Raw genomic sequence first — 21,166 nt, 5'->3', positions numbered from 1 at the left:
TCGCTACCGAAGGCCGCTTGCCGGAGCTTGTTGCAGGCGGCCTTTTTGCCGAATATTGCAGAGCCGGATTGCAGATACCGGCTTTAAGGTTCGGTTCGTAGATGGAAGCACAGGCGGTAGTCGAGGAAACCCTGTCCGGCGCCGTCGCCGGAAAATTGTTTCGATGCCCGCAGGCCACCACCGGCGTCGTGGTGCTGGGTGGATCGAGTGGCCGTGTCGATGTTGGGCGCGCGAGGCTCTTTGCAAACGCGGGGTCATCGGCCTTGGCGCTGCAGTGGTTTGGCGGTGAGGGCCAGGTCCCCGGCATCTGTGAGATCCCCCTCGAAACGTTCTTCGCGGCAACCGATTGTCTCCTTGAAACAGGATGCCGCCGCATCGTCTATGTCGGCACCTCCAAGGGCGCCGAGGCCGCATTGCTCGCGGCAGTCCATGACCAGCGGATCAACGCTGTGGTCGCAATCAGCCCATCATCCGTGGTTTGGGGAAATATCGGTGCGGGCCGGGACGGTGTCAGCTGGCCTGAACGATCCTCATGGTCGCTCAACGGTATTCCCCTGCCGTTTGTGCCGACAGATCCAGACTGGACACCAGAGTATGTCGATGGCCTGGTCGCTTACAGGGGGCTTTTCGAACGCTGCTTGAAAACCTTCAAGCGCCAAGCAAATTCGGCGACCATCTCCGTGGAAACCGCATCGGCCGAGATTCTGCTGGTCGCGGGTGGCGACGATGCACTGTGGCCTTCCCTATCGTTCGCGACAGATATTGTTCACCGGCGCAGTCAGGCAGGCAAGGTCACAGATCTCGTTTCGTCGCCAGATGCGGGTCACCGCATTCTCTTGCCAGGCGAAAATACACCACGCTCCGCATTGCATGCACACGGAGGCAATGACGAAGCCGATTCGAGGCTGGGCAGAAAGGCTTGGGAAGGCATCCGGGAACTGCTGTAGCTGCAGCTCTCGAAAGCCCTTCGCGCCTGTCTCGGCAGGTTTGCCTACCGCAACGCCGCGGCGATGTTGCCGCCGTCCACCGTCGTCACATCGGCGGTGGTCCGGTCGGCCAGCGCGTGGTGCAGGAACGCCTGCGCCACGTCCTGCGCCGTCACTTCCTGGCCGAGCAGATTGCCGGACATGTACTCCTTCTCCGAGACGCCACGCGCGCCCGATCGGCTGGCGATCATGGCGTCGGTCAAAAGACCCGAGCGGATGCGGTCGGCGTTGACGGCGTTCGAGCGGATGCCGTGCGCGCCATAGTCGAGCGCGTATTGCCTGGACAGGAACAGCGTCGCTGCCTTCGGCACGCCATAGGCGCCGAACTTCGGCCCGGGATTGACCGCCTGCTTTGAGGTGTTGAACAGGAGCACGCCGCCGGTGCCCTGTTCTAGCATGATGCGCACCGCATTCTGCGCCACCGACTGGTGGGCGAAGAAATTGAGCTCGAAACTCCTGCGCAAAAGCGCATCGTCGAGTTCGCCGATCCGCCCTTCCCAGGCAGCACCCGCATTGGAGACCAGGATGTCGACGCCGCCGAACACGGCAACCGCCCTGTCGAAGGCGGCACGCACCTGCGCCGGATTGGTGATGTCAGCGGCAACGCCGATCGAGTTGTTGCCGGCCTTCTTGGCGGCGTCGGCGGCCTTTTCGGCATCGAGATCGACAACGACGGCATGGGCGCCATTGTCGGCGAACAGCTTGGCCGTCGCCGCACCAATCGCACCGGCGCCGCCGGTGATCAGCACCACCTGGCCAGTCAGCGGCTTCGGCTTGTTGGAAGCGAGCTTGGCCTGTTCCAGCGACCAGTATTCGAGCGGAAACAGGTCGGCCTTGGAGAGCGGATGGAAACGGCCAATCGCTTCGGCGCCGCGCACCGCCTCGATCCACATCTCGCCGACATCCGACGCGATCTTTGCGTCCTTCAGCGTGCGGCCGTGGCCGAACATGCCGAGGCCCGGCACCAGCGTCAGCCGCGGCATCTGGTCGAGCATGGTGCGCTTGACGTCGTCGAGGGCATCGTTGGTTTCGAAATAGGCTCGGTAGTCCCTGGCGAAGACCTCGACGTGATCCTTGATCACGGCCTTGTAGTCGCCGACCTTGTCGGCATCGGGCGCCGGCAGCGCCATCGGTCCGGTCTTGATGCGGATTGACAGATCGGGCGTCGAAACGCCGCGTCCGGCCAAGTCGGCGATCTCAGCCGAATTGATGAAATCGACGATCGCGTCCGAGGTGCGGAAGTCGCTGATCATGCGGTCGAAGCGGCCTTCGCCACGTGCCACGGCGACGGCGCCGCGCAGTGTCGGCGCGATGGTGGCCGGCGTCGCGAGCTTTGCCGGCAATGCTGGCTTCGCCGCTTGCGGCTTGGCGTTTTTGGCGACGTAGTCCTCGGCGACGTTCACATAGTGGATCATCCGGTCGTAGGCCTGCCTGGCATCGTCGCCGAAGGTGAAGATGCCATGCTTGTCGAGAATCAGGCCCTCGACGGTTGGATCGGCGTCGAAGATGTCGGCGGCCGCCTTGGCGAGGTCGAAACCGGGCATGATGTAGGGCACATAGCCCATCTTCGCGCCGAACACCGTCTTCACCAGCGGCTTGCTGTCTTCCTGGTCGACGATGGCCAGAATGGCGGTCGAGTGCGTGTGATCGACGAATTTGTGCGGCAGGAAGGCGTGCAGCAGCGTCTCGACCGACGGGTTGGGCGAGGACGGGTCGATGAGATTGGCGCGTTGCAGGGCAACCATGTCCTCGTCGGCCAATTTGTTTAGCGAGCGCGCCTTGAGCAGCGGCTTGAGCTTGACCGCCGGCAGGCCCTGCGGCTCGATGACGCCCATGTCCCAGCCGCTGCCCTTGACGCACAACACGTCCCACTGGTCGCCGACAAGATCGGTGGCAGTCGTCTTGCAGGAGGTGTTGCCGCCGCCATGCAGGACCAGCCGCGGCTCGCCGCCCAGCAGCCGCGTCGTGTAGACGCGCAACGCCAGGTCGCGCTCGACACCCTTCCTTGCATAGTCGGCAACGAGTTTCTCGGCTGCGTCGTCATTCCACAGGTTCTTCATGTTCGCTTCGTCCGATTGCTGTCTTGGATGGTGAAACAGGAATGCCGCGACGCTGTGATGACAATGCGCCGGCGGCGGAGATGGTGGTTTCCTAGGAGGCCTTTTCTGTCGTGGCAGCCGCATGGTCCAGCAGCCGCTGCGCCATGCGTGCGCCGACCACCAGATGCGTGCAAAGTCCGCCAGCGATTGCCGCGAGAAGCGGTTCGAATTTGCTGTCCTCCTGCACGACCATCAGGCGCCTGGCGATCGCACGCAACGAGGCAAGTTCGGCGGAGATCACCCGGCGGTTGTAGCTGCAGTCGAGCACCTTGCCCTCGGCGTCGATGATCTGCCCGGCAATGACGCCGGCAGCGCCTCGGCTGCGCAGCTCCGCCATCTCGCCTGATGTCAGCGCGCCGCATTTGACCAGATGGCTGTCGGCGTCGACCGCGCCGACCGAGTACAGCGCCAGATCGCATTCGCCGACGCCGGACAATTGCTCCCGGATCACCGGCTCGGCGCGCAGCGCGCGCGCCAGCTCTTCCGTCGACAGCACCAGCGGCGCGTAGAAATTGAGCCCCTTGGCGTTGAGCCGCCGCGCGATCTCCATCGTGCACTGGTCGGGCCGGTAGGAATAGGGCGCGCCGAGATTGCCGCACAGCTGCACCACGGTGACATCCTGCAGGTCGGCATAGGACATGATGTCGGCGATCGTGTAGACGGTGCGGCCCCAGGCGACGCCGATGCGATCGCCCTTCTTGACCAGCTCGAGAAAGACGCTTGCCGCCAGCACGGCGATTTCCGTCGACGGATCGGCGATATGGTCGTTTTCCGGCGCGATCCAGACGGCGTCGAGGCTCAGCGCATCCTCGACCTTGCGCGCCAGCACATCGTCGGTGAAAAGCTGGGTCGAGGTCGAGATGTTGACGATGCCGGTCTCGCGCGCCTTGCGCAGATACATGGCGACCGAGGCGCGGGAAATGTTAAGCTGGCTCGCCACCTGGTCCTGCCGCAGGCCATGGGCGTAGTAGAGCCAGGCGGCCTTGTGGATAAGCTGTTCTGCCGGTCGGATCGCCATGCCGTCTCCTCGGCTGACATTATTCACGGCCATCGACAAAAGTCAAACAAGGCCAAGGCATACGATGCCCTTTCGCGCGCTGAATCTAGATCATCATTGTGCCAAATGCGCTCTATCGTGGCATCGTTGGTGGTGACGCGGCCCGAGCCTGTTATTAGAAGGTCTCGAAGAAGAAACTCGGGGAGGACGGGATGGGCAATCCTTACGAACAGGATCTCGACAAGAACGCGGCCAACCACCAGCCGCTGACGCCGCTCACCTATCTGGAGCGCGCGGCAAAGACCTATCCCGACCATGTCGCCATCATCCATGGCCGCCAGCGCATAGACTATCGCACGTTCTGGCGCCGGTCGCTGAAACTTGCCTCGGCGCTGCACAAACGCGGCATCGGCAAGGGCGACACCGTCACTGTCATGCTGTCCAACACGCCGCCGATGCTGGAGGCGCATTTCGGCGTGCCGATGACCAAGGCGGTGCTGCATTCGCTCAACACCCGCCTGGATGCCGCCGTCATCGCCTTCCAGCTCGATCATGCCGAGACCAGGATCCTGATCGTCGATCGCGAGTTCTCCGGCGTCGTCAAGCAGGCCCTGGAGCTGGCCAAAGTCAAGCCGCTGGTCATCGACTACGACGATCCCGACTACGCCACCGACGCGCCCTATCCCAAAGGCGAGCGCTTAGGCGCGCTCGACTATGAGGACTTCGTTGCTGGCGGCGACGAGGATTTCGCCTGGTCGATGCCCGACGATGAGTGGGACGCGATCTCGCTCAACTACACCTCCGGCACCACAGGCAATCCGAAGGGCGTCGTCTACCACCATCGCGGTGCGGCCCTCATGGCCTACACCAACACCATCCATGCCGGTATGGCCAAGCATGCCGTCTATCTGTGGACGCTGCCGATGTTCCACTGCAATGGCTGGTGCTTTCCATGGACGCTCGCCGTCCAGGCCGGCACCCATGTCTGCCTGCGCTGGGTGCGGCCGAAGCCGATCTACGATGCGATTGCCGACCATGGCGTCACCCATCTGTGCGGCGCGCCGGTCGTCATGTCGGTGCTGATCAATGCGAAGGACGAGGACAAGCGCGAATTCCCGCAGACCGTCACCTTCAACACGGCCGCTGCTCCGCCGCCGGAGGCCGTGCTGTCGGGCATGGCCGATGCCGGCTTTGCCGTCACCCATCTGTACGGCCTGACCGAGACCTATGGTCCGGCGGTCGTCAACGAATGGCATGGCGCCTGGGACGATCTTGAAAAGGCCGAGCGCAGCGCCAAAAAGGCACGACAGGGCGTGCGCTATGCAGCGCTCGAGGGCCTGACCGTCATGGATCCCGAGACGATGCGGACGACCCCGGCGGATGGCGAGACCATCGGCGAGGTCATGTTCCGCGGCAACATCGTCATGAAGGGCTATCTGAAGAACCGCAAGGCCAGCGACGAGGCCTTCGCCGGCGGCTGGTTCCATTCCGGCGATCTCGGCGTCATGCATGCCGATGGCTACATTCAGCTCAAGGACCGCTCCAAGGACATCATCATCTCGGGTGGCGAGAACATCTCGTCGATCGAGGTCGAGGATGCGCTCTACAAGCACCCCTCGGTTGCCTCCTGTGGCGTCGTCGCCAGGGCCGACGACAAATGGGGCGAGGTGCCGGTCGCTTATGTCGAACTGAAACTGGGCAAGGTGGCGACCGAGGCCGAGATCATCGAACACTGCCGTGCGCTGCTTGCCCGTTTCAAAGTGCCGAAGGCAGTGATCTTCGCAGAAATCCCGAAGACCTCGACGGGCAAGATCCAGAAGTTCCGGCTGCGGGAAATGGCCAAGGTCGCATGAAGTCTCCGATAGCCTCTCGCGAAAATATTTCCTGTCGCCCCGCATCCTCGGGCCGCTTCGTGACGTCTGTTGGATGTCACCAGCTGTCACCAATCGTACAGGTACGTCGAAATCGCATTGACAGGTCGCCCATTTCGATTTACGAGTGACGAAAATCGAAATTCGTCACTCGTAAAGCAACAGGGACCCATGTCCGAAGCCGCCAACATAGTTTCCGACGTCGCCCGACAGGAAAATGTGACGCGCATTCTCGACTGCGCCGAGCGCCTGTTCCGGCACTATGGCTACGGCAAGACCAATGTCGCCGACATCGCGCGCGAACTCGGCATGTCGCCGGCCAACATCTACCGGTTCTTCGCCTCCAAGGTCGAAATCCACCAGGCCGTCTGCGGCCGGATGCTCGGCGCCAGCTACAAGATGGCCTACGAGATTTCGCGCCTGCCGATCAGCGCCGAGGAGAGGCTTCGGCGCTACGTGCATGCACAATACAAGATGACGCTGGAGGTCATGCTCGACGAGCAGAAGGTCCATGAAATGGTCATCATCGCGCTCGAACGGGACTGGGGCGTGATCGACAAGCATGTCGACAGCGTTCACGATCTGTTCGCCGAGATTATCCGCGATGGCATCGAGGCCGGTGAGTTCAGGGAACAGGATCCGGTGATCGCGTCGCGATGCTTCGGCGCCGCCACTGTCATCCTGTGCCATCCGCAGATGGTGGCGCAGTGCCTTGCCAAGACCAATCGGGCGATGCCCGACGACCTCATCGACTATGCAATCAAGGCCTTGAGATAGCCCTGCACGCGGGTGCCGGTATCGACCATTCATCTCCAGTTGGAGTACCAAGATGTCTTTGTCCCGTTCCATCCTTCGCAAGCTGCCAGTCGCCGGCCTGATCGTCGCGGCGCTCGGGCTTGCCGGCTGCTCGCAGGAGAAAGCCGAAGTCAAGGACATCATCCGTCCCGTCAAGGTCGTCGAGATTGCCCAGGCGCATGACACCCGCACGCTCTCCTATTCCGGGTCGGTGCGAGCCCGCACCGAAAGCGCCCTGGCATTCCGCGTCAACGGCAAGATCACGGAGCGCCTTGTCGACATTGGTCAGCATGTGGCCTCGGGCGATGTGCTCGCCCGCATCGATCCCATTGATTACGACCTTTCGGTCAAAAGTGCCCAGGCCGCCCTCGATGCCGCCGAGCGGCAGGTCGAGACGGTCGAACTTGCCCGCAAGCGCGCCGAGCAGCTTTTTGCCAAGAACTTTGCGCCGAAATCGCAGCTCGAACAGGCCACGCTCACCTATGACCAGGCGGTTGCCACGCGCGACTCCGCCCGCTCGTCGCTTGACCAGGCCAAGAACCAGGCCGGCTACACCGACCTCAAGGCCGACAGGGACGGCATCGTCACCGCGGTCAATGCTGATGTCGGCCAGGTGGTCGGCTCCGGCACGCCGGTGGTCACCGTTGCCGTCGACGGCGAAAAGGAAGTTCTGATCGCCGTGCCGGAGATGGAGATCGCCGAGTTCAAGCCGGGCAAGGTCGTCAAGGCGGGCTTCTGGTCCGACGACAGACTGGCGCTCGAGGGCAAGGTGCGCGAAGTCGCCGGCAGCGCCGATCCGCAGTCACGCACCTTCGCTGTACGCGTCAGCCTGCCTGGGGATTCGCGCGTGCTTCTCGGCATGACCGCCAACATCGAAGCGTCGGCGGCCAACGAACGGCAGCTCGTTTCGATCCCGCTGAGCGCACTGGCCGAGCAAGGCAGCCAGTCGATTGTCTGGACCGTCGATCGTGGCGCCGACACCGTTCATGCCCGTCCGGTCAAGGTCGCCGAATTCGCCGCCGATGGCGTACGGGTTGCAGAAGGTTTGAAGCCCGGCGATGTCGTGGTCGCTGCCGGCACGCAGTTCATGACCGAAAACCTGAAGGTGAAACTCGCCGGCGACACTGTGCTGCAATCTGCTTCCGTGGCCGGCGATGGCAGCGACGCCAGGCAGGTGCGCTGACGACAGACAACCGGCTGCACGTTCCCGCAGCCGCTGGTTTCCGGGCGGCAAGCGCCCTGACCGAGACGCTCGATTGATGTGACCCCCCGCGCATCAAGCCTCGCGTCCCACTGCGACGAGTGTTTCTCCGCTCGGAGCCTTGCCGCCCGGAAGCCACTACCGAACCTCGATCTTGTTGAAATAGATGGACCAGCATCGATGACCAATTCCACGGACGAGAAGCGGCCCTTCAACCTGTCGCGCTGGGCAATCGGCCATCCCGCCATTGCGCGGTTCCTGTTCGGCCTGATCATCATTTCCGGCGCGCTCGGCTTGATGCGGATGGGCCAGAAGGAAGATCCCGATTTCACCTTCCGGGTGATGGTCGTCCAGGCGGTCTGGCCGGGCTCCTCGATCCAGGAGATGGAAGACCAGGTCGTCAACAAGATCGAACGCAAGCTGCAGGAAACGCCGCATCTCGACTTCGTGCGCTCGTTTACCCGAGCCGGCAGCGCCATCATCACGGTCCAGATCAAGGGTGACACCAACGCCGCCGAGGTGACGGACGCCTTCTACCAGGTACGCAAGAAGGTCGGCGATATCGCCGGCGACCTGCCGCAAGGCCTGCTCGGCCCCTATTTCAACGACGAGTTCGGCGACACCTTCATCACCCTGCATTCGATCAGTGGTGACGGCTTCAGCTATCCCGAGCTGAAGAAGTTCGCGATCCAGGCTCGCGACATGCTGCTGACCACGCCAGGCGTCGAGAAGGCCGTCATCATCGGCGACCAGCCGGAAAAGCTCTACATTGACGTCTCGTCCAAGGCGCTCGCCGAACGCGGCCTGACGCTGACCGATCTGCAGAACGCGATCAAGGGACAGAACAATGTCGACCCCGCCGGCTCCGTCGACACCGGCACCAATTCGGTGCGCATCTCCGTCGAGGGCGATGTCAGCAAGGTCGAGGACATCCGCAACCTGCGCCTGCGCGCCGGCGGCCAGGTCACCCGGCTCGGCGACATCGCCACGGTGACGTCGGGGCTGGAAGATCCCTACCAGCGCAAATACCGCTTCAACGGCCATGAGAGCGTGCAGCTCGGTGTCGTCATGGCCAAGGGCTTCAATGTCAGAGACGTCGGCAAGGATGTCGAGGCAACCTACAAGCGCTTCGAGGAAGCACTGCCCTATGGCGTTGCGGTCGACCAGATTTCCGACCAGCCCGAGGTCGTCAAGGATGCCGTGAACGAGTTCATGGAGGCGCTCGGCGAAGCGCTGCTGATCGTGCTCGTCGTCTCGTTCCTGTCGATCGGCTGGCGTTCCGGCCTGGTTATTGCCATCGCCATTCCGCTGGTCCTGGCCGCCACTTTCGCCATCATGTACGAAATCGGCATCGATCTGCAGCGCATCTCGCTCGGCGCGCTGATCATTGCGCTCGGGCTGCTCGTCGACGACGCGATGATCGTCGTCGAGATGATGGAGCGCAAGCTGGAGGAGGGGCTGGTCAAGATCGAGGCGGCGAGTTTCGCCTATTCCTCGACCGCCTTCCCCATGCTGACCGGCACGCTGATCACCACCGCCGGCTTCATCCCGGTCGGCTTCGCCGCCTCCACGGCCGGCGAATATGTGCGCACGCTGTTCTATGTCGTCGGCATCGCGCTGATCGTGTCCTGGTTCGTCGCGGTCTATTTCACGCCGTGGCTCGGCAACATGATCCTGAAGCAGCGCAAGCATGCCGGCAGCCATCACGATGTCTTCGACACGCGTTTCTACCGCCGGCTTCGCTCGACCGTCGGCTGGGCGGTGCGCCATCGCATCATCGTCTTGGTGATGACGCTGGTTACCTTCGGCACCAGCCTGTGGGCGTTCCAGTTCATCCCGCAGAACTTCTTCCCGCAATCGTCGCGGCCGGAAATCCTCGTCGACCTCTGGCTGCCGGAAGGCACCAGCATCAAGGAAGTCGAGGCGCAGGCCAAGGCGCTCGAAACCAAGATGATGGACGACAAGGACAAGCGTTTCATCGCCACCTATATCGGCGAAGGCGCGCCGCGCTTCTTCCTGCCGCTTGACCAGCAGCTGACCAATCCGAACTTCGCCCAGCTTCTGGTGATGGCCAATGACGAGCCGGCCCGCGAACGGCTGATCGTCAAGCTGCGCACGGTTCTGGCTGAAGACTTCCCGTCGATCCGCGCCAAGGTCGACCGCCTGTTCCTTGGCCCGCCGACCGGCTGGCCGGTGCAGATGCGCGTCATGGGTCCGGATCGCCAGGAGGTGCGCCGCATCGCCGATCAGGTGAAGGCAAAGTTCCGCGAAGATCCGTTGCTTGGCGCCGTGCATGACGACTGGCTGGAGCCGGTGCCGGCAATGAAGCTGGTCATCGACCAGGATCGCGCCCGCGCACTCGGCGTCACCTCGCAGCGCATCCGCCAGATGCTGCAGGCGACGATGACCGGCGCGCCGCTCGACGACTTCCGTGACGGCGAGGAGACGGTGTCCATCGTAGCCCGCGAGCCGGATGCCAGCCGCAGCCTGCTGTCCTCGGTCGACTCCGTCTACATCCCGACCGATTTCGGCGGCTTCGTGCCGCTGTCGCAGGTGGCCAAGGTGGTGCCGGTGCTGGAGCAAGGCATCGAATGGCGGCGTAACCGCCTGCCAACCATCAGCGTGCTGGCGACGCTCCCCGACGGCGTGCAGTCGAACGATGTCGTCACCAAGCTGTACAAGGACATGCAGGGCCTGCGCGACGGACTGGCACCCGGCTACAAGATCGAGATCCAGGGCGGTGCCGAGGATTCGGCCGAAAGCCAGGCTTCGATCGCCGCCAAGGCGCCGATCATGCTGGCCATCATCGTCGTGCTGCTGATGATCCAGCTGCAGAATTTCGGCAAGGCGATGCTGGTGCTGGCGACCGGTCCGCTCGGCATCATCGGTGCAGCCGCGGCCCTGCTGATCAGCGGCGCGCCGTTCGGCTTCGTCGCCATCCTCGGCGTCATCGCGCTGCTCGGCATCATCATGCGCAACTCGATCATCCTTGTCGACCAGATCGACCAGGATATCGCCACTGGCATGGATCGCTATGAAGCGATCATCGGCTCGGCCGTGCGACGCTTCCGGCCGATCGTGCTGACGGCAATGACGGCGGTGCTGGCGCTGATCCCGATCTCGCGCGCCGTGTTCTGGGGGCCGCTTGCCTATGCCATGATGGGCGGCATCATGGTTGCCACCGTGCTGACCATTCTTGTTCTCCCCGCCGGCTATGCCTTGTTCTTTGGGCGGGAGCCCAAGAAGGCGGTGGATGCCGAACAGATGCCTGAACCAGAGGTGCCTGCCGAAAGGCCGCAACTGGCGCTGGCCGCCGAATAGATTTGCGGGCCGGACGCTGTCGTCCGGCCCGCAAATCTGCATTCCCTTCCACCGCTTCATAACCCGGTCTCTCGCTGGCCCACCCGGCCGGCACTGGCCGTGAGCGGTATTCGGCGCCAAAAAGCGCGAAGCGGGATTGCGCCTTAAATCGCCTTGTTGTACGAACGTTCAACAAGGCGATTTAACGAGTACCTGCCGTGGTACGAACCGAGTTCCCCTTTGCCGTCGAAACCGTCGATCCGCTCTGGATCACGCTGGCCGACGGCACGCGAATCGCCGCCACTTTGTGGCGCCCGCGCACCGACGCCCAAGTGCCTGTCGTCGTCGAAATGGTGCCCTATCGCCGCCGCGACGGCACAGTGGCCCGGGACATCGACATCCACCCCTGGCTTGCCGGTCACGGCATCGCTTGCGCCCGCATCGATATCAGGGGCTCGGGCGATTCCGATGGCGATCTGGCCGACGAATACCTGCCGCGCGAGCAGGAAGACGCCTGCGAGATCATTGCCCATCTGGCCGCGCAATCCTGGTGCAATGGCAATGTCGGCATGACCGGCATTTCCTGGGGCGGCTTCAATGCGCTGCAGGTGGCGGCGCGCCGGCCGCCGGCCTTGAAGGCCATCATCACCAACTGCGCCACCGACGACCGCTATGCCGACGACATCCACTATATGGGCGGCGCGCTGCTCACCGAGCAGGAGATGTGGTCCAACTTCATGCTGGTCAAGAAGGCGATGGCGCCCGATCCTCAGATCGTCGGCGGCGCCTGGCGCGCCATGTGGACCAGCCGTCTGGCGGCGACCAGCTCACTGTCGGAAACCTGGCTGGCGCATCAGCGTCGCGACGACTATTGGCGGCAAGGGTCGGTCTGCGAAGATCACGCAGCGATCGAATGCGCGGTCTTGGCTGTCTGCGGTTGGGAGGACAGCTACTCCAACTTCGTGCCGCGCCTGCTCGAACATCTGCCCGGACCGAAGCTTGGCATCGTCGGTCCGTGGTCGCATGCCTATCCCTGCCGCGGTGCGCCCGGGCCGCTGATCGGTTATCTGCAGGAGGCGTTGCGCTGGTGGCGCCATTGGCTTTGTGGCGAAGACACCGGCATCATGGACGAGCCCCTCTACCGCGTCTGGATAACCGGCGAGGAGCGGCCGCAACCCTTTTATCTTCCCGACCATGCCGGTAGCTGGGCCGCCGAGGATCAGTGGCCGTCGCCGCGCATCGAGCGCCGCGCCTTGCACCTGAACTCCGCCGGGCTGGGCAGCGAACCCGCGCCGGGTGCCATGCTTTCGGTACGCTCGCCGGCCACCGCCGGCCGCGATTGCGGCCGCTGGGGCGGCTATGGAGGCTCTTGCCCGGACATGGCCATCGACCAGCGCCGCGAGGACGGGCTGGCGTTGTGCTTCGATACGCCACCGCTCGATGACGACGTGACCTTGCTCGGCGCGCCGGAACTCGATCTGCTCGTCACCGTCGACCAGCCGCATGTCAACCTTGCCGCCCGGCTCTGCGACGTCTATCCGGACGGCACCTCGGCGCTGATGACTTATGGCGTGCTCAACCTCAGCCATCGCGACAGCCACGAGCACCCGACGCCATGTCCGGTCGGAACGCCGTTCCGCGTGCGGCTGAAGCTCAACGATTTCGCCCGCACCGTGCCCAGGGGCCACCGCATCCGGCTGGCGCTGGCCAACCAGCATTGGCCGATCCTGTGGCCGCAGCCGAGATTGTCGACCCTATCGGTGGCGAGCGGCGACAGCACGGCAATGCTTCCGGTGCGTCCGCCGTCGCCGCGCGACCGCGACGTCCGCTTCGAGCGGGCTGAAACGGCGCCGCCGGTTCCTACGACCACTCTGGATGACGGCTTCGACCGCCGCATCGTCACCGACGATGTCGGCGCGGGCATACAGACCATCGCGCTGTCCTCCGACCATGGACGCAGGCGCTATGACGATCGCGGCATCACCGTGTCCTCCGCCAACAGCGATACGATGAGCATCCGTGCCGACGATCCGCTGTCGGCCAGGCTCGTCACCGAATACCGCTGGGCCATCGCCAGCGGCGATGCCGACACCGACGCGACGGCGGTCACCGAGCTGACATCGGATGAAACCCATTTCAACCTGAGCTGGCGGCTCGAGGCGCGAGAACGAGGCAAGCTCGTCCACAGCGCCTCGGCAACGCGGCGCATCAGGCGCGATTTCGCCTGACAGGAGCGGAGAGGGGACCATGCTTGCATATGCAGTGAAGCGCATCGGTCTCGGCCTCCTGATCCTCGTGCTCGTCATGGTCGCCATGTATGCGGCCGTCTTTCTGGTGCCGGGCGATCCGGCAACCGTGGCGCTTGGTCCGCGCGCCACGCCGGAGCTGAAGCGGCTGCTGATCGAGCGCATGGGCCTCGACCAGCCGGTCTGGTGGCAGATCGTCGAATTCTTCCGCAACGCGCTGACCGGCAATCTCGGTTTTGACGTATGGTCGAACCGGCCGGTCTCCACCTTGGTGATGGAGGCGCTGCCGAACACGCTGATCCTCGGTCTGACGGCGCTCACGGTCGCGCTGCTCATCGGCGTTCCGCTCGGCTGCCTGTCGGTGATGCGGCGCGGCACGCTAGCAGACGCGGTGATCGGCGTGCTCTCGGTCGGCGTCATCGCCGTGCCGTCCTTCGTCGTCGCCATCTATTCGCTGCTGCTCTTTGCCGTCACGCTGCGCTGGCTGCCGGCCATCGGCGCCGGCGAGGCGGGCGACATTGTCAGCCAGGCCAAGGCGCTGATCATGCCGGCCGCGGCAATAGCGCTCGGCTGGATCGGCTACATCGCCCGCATGGTGCGTGCCTCGATGATGGAGGTGATGGGCGAGCCGCACATCCGCACCGCGCGCTCCTTCGGCCTGCCGGAGTGGAAGATCGTCTCCAAATACGCGCTGCGCATCGCCATCATCCCGACCATCTCGCTGGTCGCCGTCGGCCTCGGCAGCATCCTGTCCAGCGCCGTCTTCGTCGAGGCGGTGTTTGCTCGCCCCGGCATCGGCAAGCTGATCACCGACGCCGTCAACACCCGCAACTATCCGGTCGTCATGGGCACCGTGCTGATCATGACCGCCATCTACGTCTCCATCACCATCGCCGCCGATCTGTTGATTGCGCGGCTCGACCCGAGGGTGCGCGATGTCTTCCGTGGCTGACGCCTCGCTGTCCCTTCCGGACCGACAACGGTTTCCGCTGCTGCGCGCGCTGCTTGCCGACCCGTTCACCTGCGTGGCGCTTGTGCTGGTCACCGGCTTCCTCACCACTGCCGTCTTCGCGCCCTGGCTGGCGCCGTACTCTCCGCTCAAGATCGATGTGCTGCACAAGCTGCAATCGCCGTCGGTCGGGCACTGGTTCGGCACCGATCATCTCGGCCGCGATCTCCTGTCGCGCGTCATCTATGGCGCGCGCACGGCGCTGACCATCGCCATGGTGTCGGTGGCCATCGCCGGTGCGATCGGCCTGTTGCTCGGGCTGATCGCCGGCTACGGGCCGCGCTGGCTCGACGCCATTCTGGTGCTGACCTTCGACAGTCTGAACTCGCTGCCGATGATCATGTTCGCGCTCGCCATCATCACCGTGCTCGGCGCCGGCACCGGCACGCTGATCATCGTCATCGCCGCGACCTCGTTCCCGAGCTATGCCAGGCTGATTAGGGCGCAGACGCTGGCGCTGAAGAACAGCGACTACATCCTTGCCGAGCGCCTGCTCGACGCCAGCGCCACGCGCATCATCTTCATCCACCTCCTGCCCAATGTCGTCGGCCCGCTGATCATCCTTTTGTCGATGGACATCCCGGTCGTCCTCATGGTCGAGGCGGGCTTGAGCTTCCTCGGCCTCGGTGTGCGGCCGCCGACGCCGTCCTGGGGCTCGATCCTCTATGACGGCTACACCAGCATCCGTTCGGCGCCCTTCATGGTCATCTTCGGCGGCCTGCCGCTGGTGCTGGCGACGCTCGGCTTCACCTTCCTCGGCGAAGGCCTGCGCGACTATCTCGACCCGCGCCTGCAATTGCGGAGGCCGGCATGAGCGGTTCGCTCGCCGCCAGCGACCTCAGCGTCCGCTACGAGACGCCGCATGGCAGCGTGCACGCCCTGCGCCATGTCGACATCGAGGCGCATCCCGGCGAGGTGATCGGCATTGTCGGCGAGAGCGGCTGCGGCAAGTCCACGCTGGTCACCGCGCTGGCCAACCTGCTGCCGGCCAACGCCCGCATCGACGGCTCGATCAGCTACAACGGCGTCGACCTGGCAAAGCTCGACGCGCTCCGCCAGCGCCTGCTGCGCGGCGACGAGATCGCCCTGGTCAGCCAGGATCCGATGACCGCCTTCAACCCGGTGCTGACCATCGGCGACCAGCTCGTCGACTTCCAGCATCACCGCAAGGATCTCGGCCGTGCGCAGAAGCGGGCGCGGATCGCCGTCATGCTCGGCCGCGTCGGCATCGCGGACGCGGAACGGCGGATGGACTGCTATCCGCACGAACTCTCCGGCGGCATGCGCCAGCGGGTGGCGATCGCCGCGGCGCTGCTGACCGATCCCGGCCTGCTCATCGCCGACGAGCCGACGACGGCGCTCGATGTCACCATGGAGGCGCAGATCATCCATCTGCTGCGCGAACTCCGGCGCGAATACAACGGCATCATCATCGTCGTCTCGCACCATCTCGGCGTCATCGCCGAACTCTGCGACCGGGTCTACGTCATGTATGCCGGCGAGGTGGTCGAGGGCGGCGAGGTCGACGCGATCTTCCATGACGCCAGGCATCCCTACACGCAGGCGCTGCTCGCTTGTGATCCGGCCCGCTTTCCCGAAAGGCTGGATCGGCTGCCGACCATTCCCGGCTCATTGCCCAACCTGACGCAGCCGCCATGCGGATGCGTCTACGCGCCGCGCTGCGACCGCGCCTTCGCGCCCTGCGGCTCAGTCGCGCCACCAGTGGTTAAACTGTCCGCCTCGCATAGGGCGCGCTGCCATGCGGTGGCGCCATGAGCCCGCTGCTCTCCATCGACGATCTGTCGGTAACCTTCGCCCGCAGCAACTTGTTCAGCCGCCTGATCAACCCATTCCCGTTGCCGGGCTTCAACGTCATCGACGGCGTGACGCTGTCGCTGATGCCGGGCGAGACGCTTGGGCTGGTTGGCGAGTCCGGTTCCGGCAAGACCACGCTGGCGCGCACCATTCTTGGCCTTGTGCGGGCTGCGGCGGGCCGCATCGTCTTCGAGGGCAGGGACGTGCAGACGCCGGCCGATTTCCGCGCCATGCGCCGGCGCTCGGCGATGATGTTCCAGGACCCGGTCGCCTCGCTCAGCCCGCGTCTGCGCATCGGCACGCTGCTGACCGAGCCGCAGGTCATCCAGGGGCTGCCGATGCCGGACCGTCGCGCCGCGGCAAAAGCGCTGCTGGCGCTGGTCGGGTTGCCGGCCTCCTTCGTCGACCGCTTCCCGCATGAACTTTCCGGCGGGCAGGCGCGCCGGGTCGGTGTGGCCCGCGCCCTGGCGATGAAGCCGCATCTGCTGCTCGCCGACGAACCGACCGCCGGCCTCGATGTGTCGGTGCAGGGCGACGTGCTCAACCTGATCGGCGAGCTGAAGCGCGAACTCGGTTTCGCCGCCATGATCGTCACCCACAATCTGGCAATGATCCGCCATGTCAGCGATCGGCTCGCCATCATGTATCTCGGCCGGCTTGTCGAGACCGGGCCGACGCAGGATGTGTTCTCGGCGCCGATGCATCCCTACACCGCGACGCTGATCCAGTCCGAGCCGATACCCGACCCGCGCCGGCGCAGCCACACCCCGGCCGTCACGGGCGAGATTCCAAGCTTGTTCCGCCGGCCCTCGGGCTGCGAATTCCACACGCGCTGCCCGATCGCGCGCGATCGTTGCAAGACCGAGGCACCGGCCTATCGACCGATGGGCACCGACCGGATGGTGCGCTGCCATTTCCCGCTGGAGACAGGCGGGCAAGAACGGGAAGCCTTCTCACGCGCTTCCGCAAACCAAAGGGGAAACTGACATGACGCAATGGAACATGGACAGACGTGCATTCCTGAAAGCGGCCGGTGTGCTGGGCGCCGGCCTGGCGATGAAGCCGGGTTTCGCCTGGTCGGCCGCCGGCGACACGTTGCGCATCCGTATGGAGGGCGATCTCCAGACCCTCGACCCCGCCTTCATGATCGGCGGAATCGAGGATGTCATGATGCGCGGCATCTATGTTTCGCTGAACCGGCTTGGCGATCTCAGGGAAGGTTCGCCCTGGTCGCCCTGGGGTGCGGAGAAGCTTGAGCTGAAGGATCCGAAAACCATTGCCTTCACGCTGATCGACGGATTGAAATGGTCGAACGGTTTTGGCCCTGTCACCGCCGAAGACGTGAAATTCTCGTATGAACGTATTGCCGATCCGAAGCTGTCATCGCCCTGGGCCTACCAGTTCGAGAAGCTCGATCGCGTCGAAGTCGTCGATGCCAGGTCCGGCATCATCCATCTCAAGGACCCGTACCAGCCGATCTTCGTCACCAGCCTGCCCTATTATGGCGGCCACATCATCTGCCGCGCCGGCACCGAAAAGGCAGGCGGCAAGTTCACCACCGAACCGCCGGCGACCTGCGGCCCCTACCTCTTCTCGGACTGGCAGCAGAAGCAGAAGGTGACACTGACCGCCAATCCTGACTGGCCGGGGCCAAAGCCGGACTTAGGCAAGGTCGAGATCTACATCGTCGCCGATGATCAGGCAGCACAGCTTGCCTATGAGGCCGATGCCTTCGACTACACCAAGATCGCCATTTCGGCGACCAAGGCGGTCAAGGCCAGCCCGCCCGCCAACACCAAGGTGATCGAAGCGCAGTCGACCCGCTATGTCTGGCTGACCATCAACCTGCTGAGCCCGCGGCTCAAGGACCTGAAGGTCCGTCAGGCCGTGCAGTATGGCGTTGACGTCGGCCAGATCCTGACCGGCGTCTATGACGATCTCACCAAGCGCTCCACCGGCGTCGTCCAGCCTGGCACCAAATTCGCGCGGGCCAGCAATCTGATCGCCGCACCCGACTATGAGAAGTCCGCCGCCCTGCTCACGGAGGCCGGCGTCAGCAACCTGTCGCTGACTTTGACGGTCATGAACGATTCCATTCGCACCGCGACCGCGCAAATCATCCAGGCCAGCCTCGAACAGGCCGGCATCAAGGTCGAGATCCAGCCTTACGACGAAGCCGCGTTCTGGGGCGTCGGCGACAAGACGCAGGGTGACGGCTACAAGAACATCGATCTGGCACTGATGGATTTTGCCGGCGGCGTCGACCCTTCCGAAAACCTGGTCTGGTTCCGTCCCGACCAGATCGGCGTCTACAACTGGTCCGGCTTCGACAGCCCTGAGTTCGAGACCGGCTATCAGCAGCTGGTTGCGGAGAGCGACGAGGCCAAGCGCATCGCATTGTCCAACCGCATGGAGGACCTGATGGAGCAATCCGGCGGCTTCGTCTTCATCTGCCACCAGCCGCTGGTCGTCATTCACAAGAACGGTTTCGAGCCGGTCATCTATCCCGACGGCCATCCCAATCCGGTGCTGTTCAAGAAGGCATGATCACTTCCGTGGACAGAGAAGATGTGATCGTTTAGCTGGGCTCGATGACGGACAGAGAACCAGCACCTGAAAAACGCAAGCGCGGCGCCAAGAAGTCGCCGCCGCGCTTCAGCCGCGAACAGGCGGATGTGCGGCGCTCGATGCTGGTCGAGGCGGCGACGCGATGCCTGTCTGTCGGCGGCATCGGCGCCTTCACCATCGACCGCATCTGCAAGGAGGCCGGCGTCTCGCGCGGCCTCATCAACCATCACTTCGAAGGCCTCGATGGCTTGCTGGTCGAGGTCTACAAATCCTCGCTCTATGCCAGCGTCAACAACCAGATCGCCGAAGCCAAGCGGCGCCGCGCCGAGACGTCCGACTGGTCGCCGCAGGCAGCGCTCGCCGCTTTGGTGCACTCCAATTTTTCGCCCGATTATTTCAGCCGTGACAATCTGCTGATCTGGCTTTCGCTGTGGGGCGAGATTGCCGTCAACCCGCGCCTCAAGGCGGCGCATCGCGAACTCTACGACGCCTATAGGGCGGAACTCGCCGAGGACATCGCTGCGGTTGCCATCCCGCGCGGCAGGCAAGTCGACGCCCCGACGCTGGCGCGCAATTTCATCGCGCTGGTCGACGGGCTCTGGCTCGAATGGTGCCTCGACGAAAGCGTCGTGACACCGCAGGCGGCGGAGGCCGCCGGATTCGAGATGCTCGAGGCGCAGGTCGGGCCGCTGCGCGATTCCTAGTCTAGTTCAGCGGCGAACCACCCTCACGTTTGCGGCGCTCCATATAGTCGCGCAACGCCTCGTCAATGCCGGGATCGATCGGCGGCTGTTCATATTCGGCGACCATGCGCTTCCAGACGACATTGGCGCGCTCGCGCGCCGTGATCTGGCCGCGCTCCATCCAGGTGTCGTAGTTGTCCCAGTTGGAGACCAGCGGCGAATAGAAGGCGCGCTCGTAGCGCTGCATCGTGTGCGCGGCGCCGAAGAAATGCCCGGCCGGACCGACCTCGCGCACCGCTTCCAGCGCCAGCGTGTCGATGTCGACCACCGGCGGGTCGAAATAGGCGCACATCATCTGCAGCATCTCGGCATCGATGACCAGTTTCTCGAACGATGCGGTCAGCCCGCCGCCGAGCCAGCCGGCCGCATGCAGCACCAGGTTGGCGCCGCCCATCAGGCAGCCCCACAGCGACATCGCGCTCTCATAGGCGGCCTGCGCGTCGACCGAATTGGCGGCGGTGACATTGCTGGAGCGGAACGGCACGCCGATCAGCCGGCACAGCTGGCCGGTGATCTGCGCCGCCTGTGTGTATTCGGGCGTGCCGAAAGCCGGAGCGCCGGTCTTCATGTCGACATTGGAAGTGAAGCCGCCATACATCACCGGCACGCCGGGTCGTACGGTCTGCGTCAATACGATGCCGGCCAGTGCCTCGGCATGCTGCTGCGACAGCGCACCGGCCAGCGTCACCGGGCTCATCGCTCCGGCCAGCGTGAACGGCGTGATGACATTGACCTGGCCATGCTCGGCCAGCGCGATCAGGCCTTCGGCCATCGGCTCGTCGAGTTGCAGCGGCGAGTTGGTGTTGATGATGCCGGTGAACACCGGCATCTCCTGCGCCAGGTTTTCGCGCGTCGTGCCGAGCGATATCGCCACCATCTCCAGCGCGTCGATGGCGCGCCCGCGGCCAAGCGCCTGCGGCTGCCAGTTCTTGTCGAGCAACGTGATCTCGGCATAGTAGAGGTCGAGATGGCGGGTGTTCTGGTGCAGGTCGAGCGGCTCGAACGGCCCGCCACCTTCCTGATGCAGCACGTTGAACGACTGAATCAGCTTCAGGTAGTCGCACATCTCGGCATAGGTGCCGGGACGGCGTCCGCGATCATTGTCCATGACATAGGCCGGTCCGCCGACCGACGACAGGATACAGTGCCGCCCGCCGACCTTGACGTTCTTCGCCGGATTGCGGGCCCGCAGTTCGAACGATGACGGCGCCATGGCGACGCGCTCCATGACCATGGCACGGTCGAAGCGCACCCGCATCTCGGCTTCGTCGACATCACAGCCGGCGGCGCGATAGAACTGGCGTGCCTGCGGCTGCAGCACACGCATGCCGATCTCCTCGAGGATGGTGAGGCCCATCTCGTGGATCGTCTGAACCTGGTCGGCCGACAGGATTTCGATCGGCGCATAGGGCCGCGTCAGCTGCTTCCACGGCCGCTGTTCGATGCCGCCGATCTCGCGCTGCGGGCGGCCGGGTCTGCGACGTGCCGTGATGCGCTCCATGGTTTCTAGAACTCCTTGTTTGACGCAATTCCGAA

The 21,166-nt window shown here is 64.3% G+C and carries 15 protein-coding genes; 12 read left to right on the top strand and 3 right to left on the bottom strand.

The features are described from left to right. The first annotated feature begins 101 nt into the window (after positions 1 to 101). Positions 102 to 947, top strand: coding sequence for an acyl-CoA thioester hydrolase/BAAT C-terminal domain-containing protein (locus tag AC1RZR_RS28885; RefSeq protein ID WP_481826738.1), 846 nt, complete (start codon positions 102 to 104; stop codon positions 945 to 947). A 44-nt stretch (positions 948 to 991) separates the two neighbouring features. On the opposite strand, the gene AC1RZR_RS28880 is transcribed toward AC1RZR_RS28885, so the two are convergent. Then, entirely contained in the window at positions 992 to 3,046 is a 2,055-nt protein-coding gene (locus tag AC1RZR_RS28880; RefSeq protein ID WP_481826737.1) for a bifunctional aldolase/short-chain dehydrogenase, read from the bottom strand. Positions 3,047 to 3,137: 91 nt separating this feature from the next. Further along, positions 3,138 to 4,103, bottom strand: a complete 966-nt coding sequence (locus AC1RZR_RS28875; protein ID WP_481826736.1) for a sugar-binding transcriptional regulator — start codon at positions 4,101 to 4,103, stop codon at positions 3,138 to 3,140. Positions 4,104 to 4,294: 191 nt separating this feature from the next. Here AC1RZR_RS28875 and AC1RZR_RS28870 point away from each other — a divergent pair, with 191 nt between their 5' ends. The 11 genes from AC1RZR_RS28870 to AC1RZR_RS28820 all read left to right on the top strand — a co-directional run bounded on the left by AC1RZR_RS28870 (position 4,295) and on the right by AC1RZR_RS28820 (position 19,591). Beyond that, entirely contained in the window at positions 4,295 to 5,935 is a 1,641-nt protein-coding gene (locus AC1RZR_RS28870) for an acyl-CoA synthetase (RefSeq protein ID WP_481826735.1), read from the top strand. 189 nt (positions 5,936 to 6,124) lie between these two features. After that, positions 6,125 to 6,730, top strand: a complete 606-nt coding sequence (locus tag AC1RZR_RS28865) for a TetR/AcrR family transcriptional regulator (protein WP_481826734.1) — start codon at positions 6,125 to 6,127, stop codon at positions 6,728 to 6,730. Between the two features lie 52 nt (positions 6,731 to 6,782). Continuing rightward, entirely contained in the window at positions 6,783 to 7,931 is a 1,149-nt protein-coding gene (locus tag AC1RZR_RS28860; protein WP_477273749.1) for an efflux RND transporter periplasmic adaptor subunit, read from the top strand. Between the two features lie 198 nt (positions 7,932 to 8,129). Beyond that, on the top strand, positions 8,130 to 11,270 hold the full coding sequence (locus AC1RZR_RS28855; RefSeq protein WP_481826733.1) for an efflux RND transporter permease subunit: 3,141 nt from the start codon (positions 8,130 to 8,132) through the stop codon (positions 11,268 to 11,270). Positions 11,271 to 11,467: 197 nt separating this feature from the next. Further along, positions 11,468 to 13,477, top strand: coding sequence for a CocE/NonD family hydrolase (locus tag AC1RZR_RS28850; protein WP_481826732.1), 2,010 nt, complete (start codon positions 11,468 to 11,470; stop codon positions 13,475 to 13,477). Positions 13,478 to 13,496: 19 nt separating this feature from the next. Next, positions 13,497 to 14,447 carry an ABC transporter permease gene (locus tag AC1RZR_RS28845; RefSeq protein WP_379105498.1) on the top strand — a complete coding sequence of 317 codons (951 nt, stop codon included), beginning with the start codon at positions 13,497 to 13,499 and terminating at the stop codon, positions 14,445 to 14,447. Next, positions 14,440 to 15,318, top strand: a complete 879-nt coding sequence (locus AC1RZR_RS28840) for an ABC transporter permease (RefSeq protein ID WP_481826731.1) — start codon at positions 14,440 to 14,442, stop codon at positions 15,316 to 15,318. The genes AC1RZR_RS28845 and AC1RZR_RS28840 overlap by 8 nt, the downstream gene beginning before the upstream one ends. Beyond that, positions 15,315 to 16,280, top strand: a complete 966-nt coding sequence (locus AC1RZR_RS28835; protein ID WP_481826730.1) for an ABC transporter ATP-binding protein — start codon at positions 15,315 to 15,317, stop codon at positions 16,278 to 16,280. The genes AC1RZR_RS28840 and AC1RZR_RS28835 overlap by 4 nt, the downstream gene beginning before the upstream one ends. Next, positions 16,277 to 17,305: an oligopeptide/dipeptide ABC transporter ATP-binding protein gene (locus AC1RZR_RS28830; protein ID WP_481826729.1), complete on the top strand. Its 1,029-nt coding sequence runs from the start codon at positions 16,277 to 16,279 to the stop codon at positions 17,303 to 17,305. Before AC1RZR_RS28835 ends, AC1RZR_RS28830 begins: the two co-directional genes overlap by 4 nt. A gap of 1 nt (position 17,306) precedes the next feature. Continuing rightward, on the top strand, positions 17,307 to 18,866 hold the full coding sequence (locus AC1RZR_RS28825; protein WP_481826728.1) for an ABC transporter substrate-binding protein: 1,560 nt from the start codon (positions 17,307 to 17,309) through the stop codon (positions 18,864 to 18,866). Positions 18,867 to 18,910: 44 nt separating this feature from the next. Continuing rightward, on the top strand, positions 18,911 to 19,591 hold the full coding sequence (locus AC1RZR_RS28820; protein ID WP_477273765.1) for a TetR/AcrR family transcriptional regulator: 681 nt from the start codon (positions 18,911 to 18,913) through the stop codon (positions 19,589 to 19,591). 1 nt (position 19,592) lies between these two features. On the opposite strand, the gene AC1RZR_RS28815 is transcribed toward AC1RZR_RS28820, so the two are convergent. Further along, entirely contained in the window at positions 19,593 to 21,131 is a 1,539-nt protein-coding gene (locus AC1RZR_RS28815; RefSeq protein WP_477273767.1) for a trimethylamine methyltransferase family protein, read from the bottom strand. Positions 21,132 to 21,166 lie beyond the last annotated feature (35 nt).

Source organism: Mesorhizobium bavaricum (genome assembly GCF_056781655.1).
Note: the sequence above shows the minus strand (reverse complement) of the source record. Positions and strands in the feature narration are given on the sequence as shown.